At 28.2% G+C, this 6,990-nt stretch carries 8 protein-coding genes; 1 reads left to right on the forward strand and 7 read right to left on the reverse strand.

Annotated features, from left to right (window positions below; genetic code table 11):
- Nucleotides 1-59: 59 nt before the first annotated feature.
- The 6 genes from AB1349_12090 to AB1349_12115 form a co-directional block, all read right to left on the reverse strand.
- Nucleotides 60-728, reverse strand: coding sequence for a nucleotidyl transferase AbiEii/AbiGii toxin family protein (locus AB1349_12090; protein ID MEW6558070.1), 669 nt, complete (start codon nucleotides 726-728; stop codon nucleotides 60-62).
- On the reverse strand, nucleotides 716-1,246 hold the full coding sequence (locus AB1349_12095) for a hypothetical protein (protein MEW6558071.1): 531 nt from the start codon (nucleotides 1,244-1,246) through the stop codon (nucleotides 716-718). The genes AB1349_12090 and AB1349_12095 overlap by 13 nt, the downstream gene beginning before the upstream one ends.
- Nucleotides 1,247-1,673: 427 nt before the next feature.
- A complete protein-coding gene (locus AB1349_12100; GenBank protein MEW6558072.1) occupies nucleotides 1,674-2,939 on the reverse strand; it encodes a cold shock domain-containing protein in 1,266 nt (421 codons plus the stop codon).
- On the reverse strand, nucleotides 2,932-4,758 hold the full coding sequence (gene rnhC, locus AB1349_12105) for a ribonuclease HIII (protein ID MEW6558073.1): 1,827 nt from the start codon (nucleotides 4,756-4,758) through the stop codon (nucleotides 2,932-2,934). The genes AB1349_12100 and rnhC overlap by 8 nt, the downstream gene beginning before the upstream one ends.
- 12 nt (nucleotides 4,759-4,770) lie before the next feature.
- Nucleotides 4,771-5,427, reverse strand: a complete 657-nt coding sequence (locus AB1349_12110; GenBank protein MEW6558074.1) for a TIR domain-containing protein — start codon at nucleotides 5,425-5,427, stop codon at nucleotides 4,771-4,773.
- A gap of 19 nt (nucleotides 5,428-5,446) precedes the next feature.
- Complete coding sequence (locus AB1349_12115) at nucleotides 5,447-5,695, reverse strand: HNH endonuclease signature motif containing protein (GenBank protein ID MEW6558075.1); 249 nt, start codon at nucleotides 5,693-5,695, stop codon at nucleotides 5,447-5,449.
- A gap of 73 nt (nucleotides 5,696-5,768) precedes the next feature.
- Between AB1349_12115 and AB1349_12120 the strand changes: the two genes are divergently transcribed.
- Nucleotides 5,769-5,975 (forward strand): hypothetical protein, encoded by a 207-nt coding sequence (locus AB1349_12120; protein ID MEW6558076.1) that lies wholly within the window; start codon nucleotides 5,769-5,771, stop codon nucleotides 5,973-5,975.
- A 248-nt stretch (nucleotides 5,976-6,223) separates the two neighbouring features.
- Here AB1349_12120 and AB1349_12125 read toward each other — a convergent pair.
- Nucleotides 6,224-6,990: hypothetical protein (locus AB1349_12125; protein MEW6558077.1), on the reverse strand; the 767-nt coding region annotated here is incomplete at its 5' end.

Below are 6,990 nucleotides of genomic sequence, written 5' to 3' on the forward strand. Positions count from 1 at the left end.
TAGCAAAAAACTACCTATATTTTATAACTATTTTCTATATTAAATAATTTTTGATTTATCTAAAAATTGCCTATCATTTTATTTAACTCGGATAAAAGTATTCTAAAGTTTGATTTATTATAATACTTTCTTTTATCCGCGGGGAGCAATGAAGCCAATTTAACTTTATAATCGTTTGTTTTTAGATTTAATATTTTATTTTTTATTTTTTCAGCGGTATTTTTATCTAAATTTAATTTTATCCCCTTCTTAATTAAAAACTCCAGATCGTAAACATCTCTAATTTCGGTTCTATCGAGAAAAGCGTTTGTTTTTTCAATCATCATATCTTCAAGCGATATGGCGCTTAAAATTATTTGAATATTACTATTATGAGAATAGGCTATGGTTTTAACCGGCTTTATTTTCTTTTGTTCTTTTCTTATCTCAATTTTTAGCGACCTGGGATAACTTTCTTTTTTAAATTCAAACAACATCGTAAAATGTTTATTAAAAATATCTTTTACCGTATAATTATCGTTTATTAACTTTTTTATTTTATTAAAAACTTCAATCTCATCAGTATTATCTTTTAGCCAAAAATCCAGATCAACCGAATATCTATCTAATCCGTAACATAATCTCAGCATTGTTCCGCCGACAAAGATTAACTTTGGCAATATTTTGGCGTTATATAACCTTTCCAAAACTTCCATTTCAAACTGTTCGTGTTTTATTAAATCCTGCATATTCTTTTTACAATATCTATTGTTTTTTGCGGATATTTTTTTACGATCTTAAATATTAAACTTTTATCAAGTTTTTGGATATCAATAGCGCTTAAATCCAATGAGTACTTGCCAAAAGAATAAAGATAAGCCGCGTCTATAAACGCCTTCTCTTTCCCCGCTATAAAATAATTATCTTTTTTAATAAAACCGTTAAAAAATTCTTCTTTTACTTTGTAAAATTTAAACATCTTACCTTTTATTTCATAGTTTTTAGTGGAAAGAATCGTTACGGACTCAAAAGTATCCTGCGGCACTTGTGTTGTTATCTCATAATAAGAAAGAGCTCTAAGCAAAGAAACATACGAAGGAACTCTTAAAACGGACGATATCGTAAAAAAATCTTCTTCTTTATTTAAATCCCATCTTTGTTTAAAAGAATAGCAATTTTTCTTAATTTTTATTAATACTTTCTTTTGGGAATATCTTGTTACGAATACTCTTGCGGATTCAAGAGTTATATCTAATAGTTTTGCCACATCCTCGGTAAAAAAACAAGGTTTATTATATAAAGGCGAAAGTTTAATTAAATTTTTACTAAACATATTAAATTAACATTAATGATAATTTAATGTATTTTGACACAAAAGTCAATACTTGTTTTATTGTCTAATCTATAAAGACAATCAATTTATACATTTTGCAAGTTAAACTTTCAATTTGTATAGGTTTAAAATTAAACTCTTCTAATCAAAAGCGTCATTTTGCCGATGATTTTAAATTCTTTGTCATCTTTAGGAACCGGTATTGACTACGATCCTTTCCCGGAAAAAATTAGTCAACGGTAGATTTTAACAGCAATGGAGTGTTATGAAAATATGGGAAAGGTCAGGCACAATCATCTTATGTGAGGATGACATAAAATAACTATATGGTACTGTGACATCAAAAATCAAAAATATGAATTTAATTTATCCTAACAATACTTCCAGCTTCAGGTCCTTTTAAACCTTGTATAATAACGAACGACACATCCTCTCCATAATTAGGATCACCTTTATCTCTTCGATCAGAAACATTTGAAATATGAAAAAATAAGTCTCTATTATCGTTAGTTTTAATAAATCCAAAACCACGATCTTTATTGTATTTAATAATCTTACCATTTAACTGATTAGAAAGTTTTTTTTCTGTAAAAGTAATCTTTTCTCCAGATGGCATTTTCCCTACTTCAATCAACAAATCTTTTGCTTTTTGATATTCATTCCCTGTTTCTTTTTTACACAGATCAATTGCTTTTTTTAAATTTTCTATCGCTTGTTCTTTAGCACCTAATTGTTTATATAATTTACCAATAAAAAAATATGCGTAATATTTATTAGGATCTTTTTCTATTGCTTGTCTATAAAATTTACCTGCTATCTTCAATTCTTTTAGATATTCAGCACATTGACCTGCCTCTATTAGCATATATGATTGTTGTTTTGATGTTGGAATTGATTTATATATATCTAGCGCTTCCTCAAATTTCCCTAACGACATTTTGATTTTTGCTAACATCCTAACAATATATGGTTCTTTGCTGTATTTTAATGCATTTTTAATAGCATTTTCAGCTTCAGAAAAACTATTTTGTGAGAAATGAAGTTTCCCAATATTATACCATATGGTAGAATCTTCATTATCCAATTTCAAGGCTAAGTGATAAATTTCAATTGCAGTTAAAATTTTTAGTGGGTCATGTTCATTTTGCGCTACCTTTTCTAAATATTCTCCATATGCTTTGTGTAATTTAGCCATAAGTTTACTATATTTTTTTTTATTATTATCATCAAAAGATAAATAAATATCACAGCCGCTTTTATAATAATTTTCCACATCACCATAAAGACCTAATTTAGAACAAGCATAAATTGCTAATGCATGACCATGAATACTATTTTTAAATTCCTTTAAATATTCTTTAATTATTTCAAAAGATTTTTGAGAGTCAAATTCAAGGCAAACATCAGCCAAACGATATTGCCATTCAGATTTCTCTTTTCGCATTTTAGCTTTTCTAATTTGTTCTTGACACAAGTTAACAGCCTTGTCATATTGCTTAGTCTTTACATAACAAGTAATTAATATTTTAGCTTTTTCATTAGATATTGGATTTAGCGATTCTATTTTTTTTATTACTTCATGATATTTTCTTTGTTTTATTAATTCATTATAGTCATTATTATTCATATTTTATAATCCTTTTTGTTGTTTTGAAATGAACTTTTGCAACTTTTTCTAAATTTTCTCTCCCAAATTTAGCAACAAATAATTTAGCTATTTCTTCAACAGCCGTTGAAGACCCCTTTAGAAATTTGATTCCCCATTCTTTTTCTGTCATCTTAAACCAATTTAAAAATCGTGCTCTTGCAAGAATAGATGCTGCAGCAACTGCTATATTCTGCTCTGCTTTATGTATTTGAATTATATTGACATTCTGTACACGAGTTTCCTTCAATAGTTTAGATTTAATATATTTTTCATCTCCAAACTGATCAGATATAACTATTGCTTGTTTCCCTTTTTTAATAATATCTTCTATCGCTCTTGCATGTCCCCAAGCTAACAATGTATTAAGATTTTTTCCTTCATTGATAAATTGAATATATAGTTTGTTATAACTTTCTGGAGGTATTTCAATTATGGAATAATTTTCCTTTTTTATAATTTTAGTAATATAATCAGCAATTTTAAGAATGCGTTCATCTGATAGTAATTTGCTGTCTTTTACTCCAATATTTTTAAATAAATCTTGTTCATTTTTCTCCACATAAATACCTGCAATAACTAAAGGTCCAAAATAATCCCCTTTCCCTGATTCATCAGTTCCAATCCATGGCGGCGGTGGTAAGACAATATTCATTAATTGGGATTTATTTTCTTTTTCCGTTAGTTCTCTTAAAAAGCGATTTTTAATGTTACTGAGAATATCAAAAAGAGCACTTCTTTTACCTCCCACTACAATGGAAATACCTTTTCTACCAAAATATATATTAACTACATTTTTTTGTAAAGAATTAGAAATTGCAATTTGAACGCCATGTTCAATATCTTTTTTATTTAATAATACAAGACCTTCTTTTCTACATGCTTCAATAAAAGTGTCTACAACTTTTTTCAAATTAATATCTTTCTCCGACATAGGAGAATTTAGCTCATTAGTTAGAACTTTATTTAATTGATTATAAGACAATTCTTTGAGAATATCATCTATAGATTGATATCTGTTATTTGGTTCTTTTTCTAAACATTTCATAACAATTTTTTCTAATAATCCAATTTCTCGATTTAAAATTTCAGATGGCAAAAGTGGAATTTGTTTATATGCTTCTTCAATATAATCTTCCAATGATATACATTCTTTAAAGTTAATTGGTAATTGCCCAGTAAGTATTTCATACAATATAACACCAAAAGAGTAAATATCAGACGTAAAACTCGCTTTCCCTTTAAAACACTCCGGTGCCATATAACATGGAGTGCCGCAACGAGTCACAGTTTCATTTAAGGAAAAACGTCGTGTTAATCCAAAGTCGGTAATCTTTATAAGCAAATCTCCAGAAATTGCATCTTCTTCACAAAGAATATTTGAAGGTTTAATATCTCTGTGAATCATATTGTTATCATGTATATATTTAACACCATTTAAAATTTGATAAATTATATTTTCTATTTTCAAAAAAATACTATCTTTCCCAGCGAAAATATCATTGCTTAAACTTTTAATTTTTTTGCTTAAATCTTCACCATTTACATACTCCAATGCTATATCAAATTCTGTTCTAAAATTCACTAATCCCAAAAAGGAAATGAGATTTTTATGATTTCTACCGAGATTAACTAAAGTATTAATCTCATTTCTTAAACTTTTAGTATTAGCATTAATATCAGGAACTTTAACTGCTATTAATTGTTTACCAAATCGAAGTCGCTTATCCTGCACGAGGTAAGTTTCTCCGAAACCACCTTTTCCTAATAGATCAACTTCAAACAATCCTTCTTCTATCATAATCTTTATAAATCAGAGTTTAGCTATATCTATAGAAAAATTATGTTTATTCATTTCTTTAGCCAAATCAGTTTTTATTTCTTCTACACTATCATTAAAAGGCAAATAAATTAATCCTTCAATATCTGAGGGGCGTTCCATTTCATCAGAATTCTTAATTACTATTGCTAATCGAGATCTGCCAAGCTTATTTAAAAGCAATCCCAGCTCCAATATTACATTCTGCCTTGCTCTAAATTTTTTTTGACTTTCATTATTACAAGGATACCCTACATCATCAGGAGTTGCCAATATTACGGCGAAATTAACCTCATCGCTTGCATATTTTTCAAGTTTCTCAATTAATGTTTTACCTTCTGAAGGTAGTTGATCAAGAATTAGAGGTTCTAATTGCCATCGTCTAAGCATTGCTTCTAATTCAGCTTTAGCTCTTTTGTCATGTCCATATACTACAAATACTTTTCGAACAATATTTGCTTTCCTTGGAATTATATCTTTTACTTTATTTGCATTCTTACCTTGAATGCTTATATTTCCATTATCAAATACATTTACAATCAGGTCTGGATCAAAAAATAGTTGTTGACCTTTGTTATTAGTTAAACGCTTTTGACATCGAAATATAAAATCACATTTTTTTAATTTTTCTATAATGTCTACTATATTCATAAATACCTCTTTCTAAAAATTAAAGTGTCTTAGAATGACAATCCCAACAAAGTATCTCACAATTAGATAATGTATTATCTCCTCCACTCTCAACACTTATCCTATGATGAGCTTCCCATGCACCACGCCCATTTTCTCTTCCCCTATTCTCCCAAACCAATTCTTTATTACATCTTATATATAAGTGATTATGTTCTTTTCTCCGACACTCACATCTACCATTGGCTCTTTGCCATGCTTCCTTAATTATACTTTCTGGGAACCCCATATTACACCTCCTATAATATTTCGTTATTGCTTTCTCCCTTTAAAGAATATATCCTTCCTTGTGGGAGGTAAGTATGAGTATTAAATATAAGATTACCGTTGAATGCCCGATTGAAAGAAGGCATATTACAAATGGCGAGATTGTTATTCATCAAAATGGCCGGGCTAAAGTGTTCTGCGATGTGATTGATAATAACACCGAAAGCCATTCTTCTTTTAGTGAGATAAATCAATTTATCAAAAAATCTAAAAGGCATATTAAGTATGAAAAGAAATCTTAAAAGTTCAAATCCCATAGAGGGTTTAAGACGCAAACTAAATACCAACCTTTTTATGTCAAAAAGAGTTCTAATCACATTAGAAATAAGACGGGATTTGAACTGAAGAGTTTTATATGATAAGTAAATTTGATTTTTTATATTCTTCCCCATTATTTAAGTCCCCAATAATAATTTTATGCTGAGTTAATAAATTCATAAACCCTTATATAATCATTTTATCATAAAAGAAAGAAGAGTTTGGCTCTATTTTATATTGTAGGATTTTTTTTAATAAACTGAATAATATTATTTATAGCTGCAGATACTACACTCAAACAAATTTTGCAAGAATCTTCATATGGAAATTCTTTAGTATCTTTTTGTAAATAAGGATGCACTAAATTCCTATATTCTCTAAGTGAATGACTAAATTTTTTTATATCTCCAGTTATCCATTTTACATCATATGCAACATCTATCATATCATTCAATGTCCATTCAGAAAACGGTTTAATCTTTCCGTTTTTGTCTTTTGGTGCATTTTTAGACTGATTAGCCATTTTAGGATATTGTCTTATCATATAACCAAGTAAGCCCTCAATAAGGCTTCCCATCATTATTATAGATGAAAGATATGCTTGAGAAGTTATGTTTTTTCCTATTTCCATTTTTCTGATGTCTAAAATTTTTGCTATTTCGGTATCAGAAAGAATATCTTGAAAATTAATATCAAGCAAATAAAAATTATAAGAAGTTTTGTTAATTTCCTTTTTCAATATGTTTACTTCAACATATTTCTTACCTTGAGTATTTAACTCCCATCCCTTTTCAGTATGTATAGCAAAACCTTTAGCAGATTTCAGAATCTGTGATATATTCCATCTATTTATTTCTCTAAGTCCAGCAGAAGAACCTATTTCTTTAATTTTCTTAACGTTTTTAGGAGCATTATTTTCTGCAAAAAGAATTAATAAAATTTTTTCTTTTTGATGAAGATGTTTGACATGTAACAAATCCTTTAGTTCAATAATAGATA

The organism is Elusimicrobiota bacterium, from assembly GCA_040757695.1.
GTDB lineage: Bacteria > Elusimicrobiota > UBA8919 > UBA8919 > UBA8919 > JBFLWK01.

Bases quoted from the DNA above. Each gene is read 5' to 3' on its own strand.
- AB1349_12090 (MEW6558070.1), bottom strand. From the start codon at position 728: ATGCAGGATTTAATAAAACACGAACAGTTTGAAATGGAAGTTTTGGAA.
- AB1349_12100 (MEW6558072.1), bottom strand. From the start codon at position 2,939: ATGAATAATAATGACTATAATGAATTAATAAAACAAAGAAAATATCAT.
- rnhC (MEW6558073.1), bottom strand. From the start codon at position 4,758: ATGATAGAAGAAGGATTGTTTGAAGTTGATCTATTAGGAAAAGGTGGT.
- AB1349_12110 (MEW6558074.1), bottom strand. From the start codon at position 5,427: ATGAATATAGTAGACATTATAGAAAAATTAAAAAAATGTGATTTTATA.
- AB1349_12115 (MEW6558075.1), bottom strand. From the start codon at position 5,695: ATGGGGTTCCCAGAAAGTATAATTAAGGAAGCATGGCAAAGAGCCAAT.
- AB1349_12120 (MEW6558076.1), top strand. From the start codon at position 5,769: ATGAGTATTAAATATAAGATTACCGTTGAATGCCCGATTGAAAGAAGG.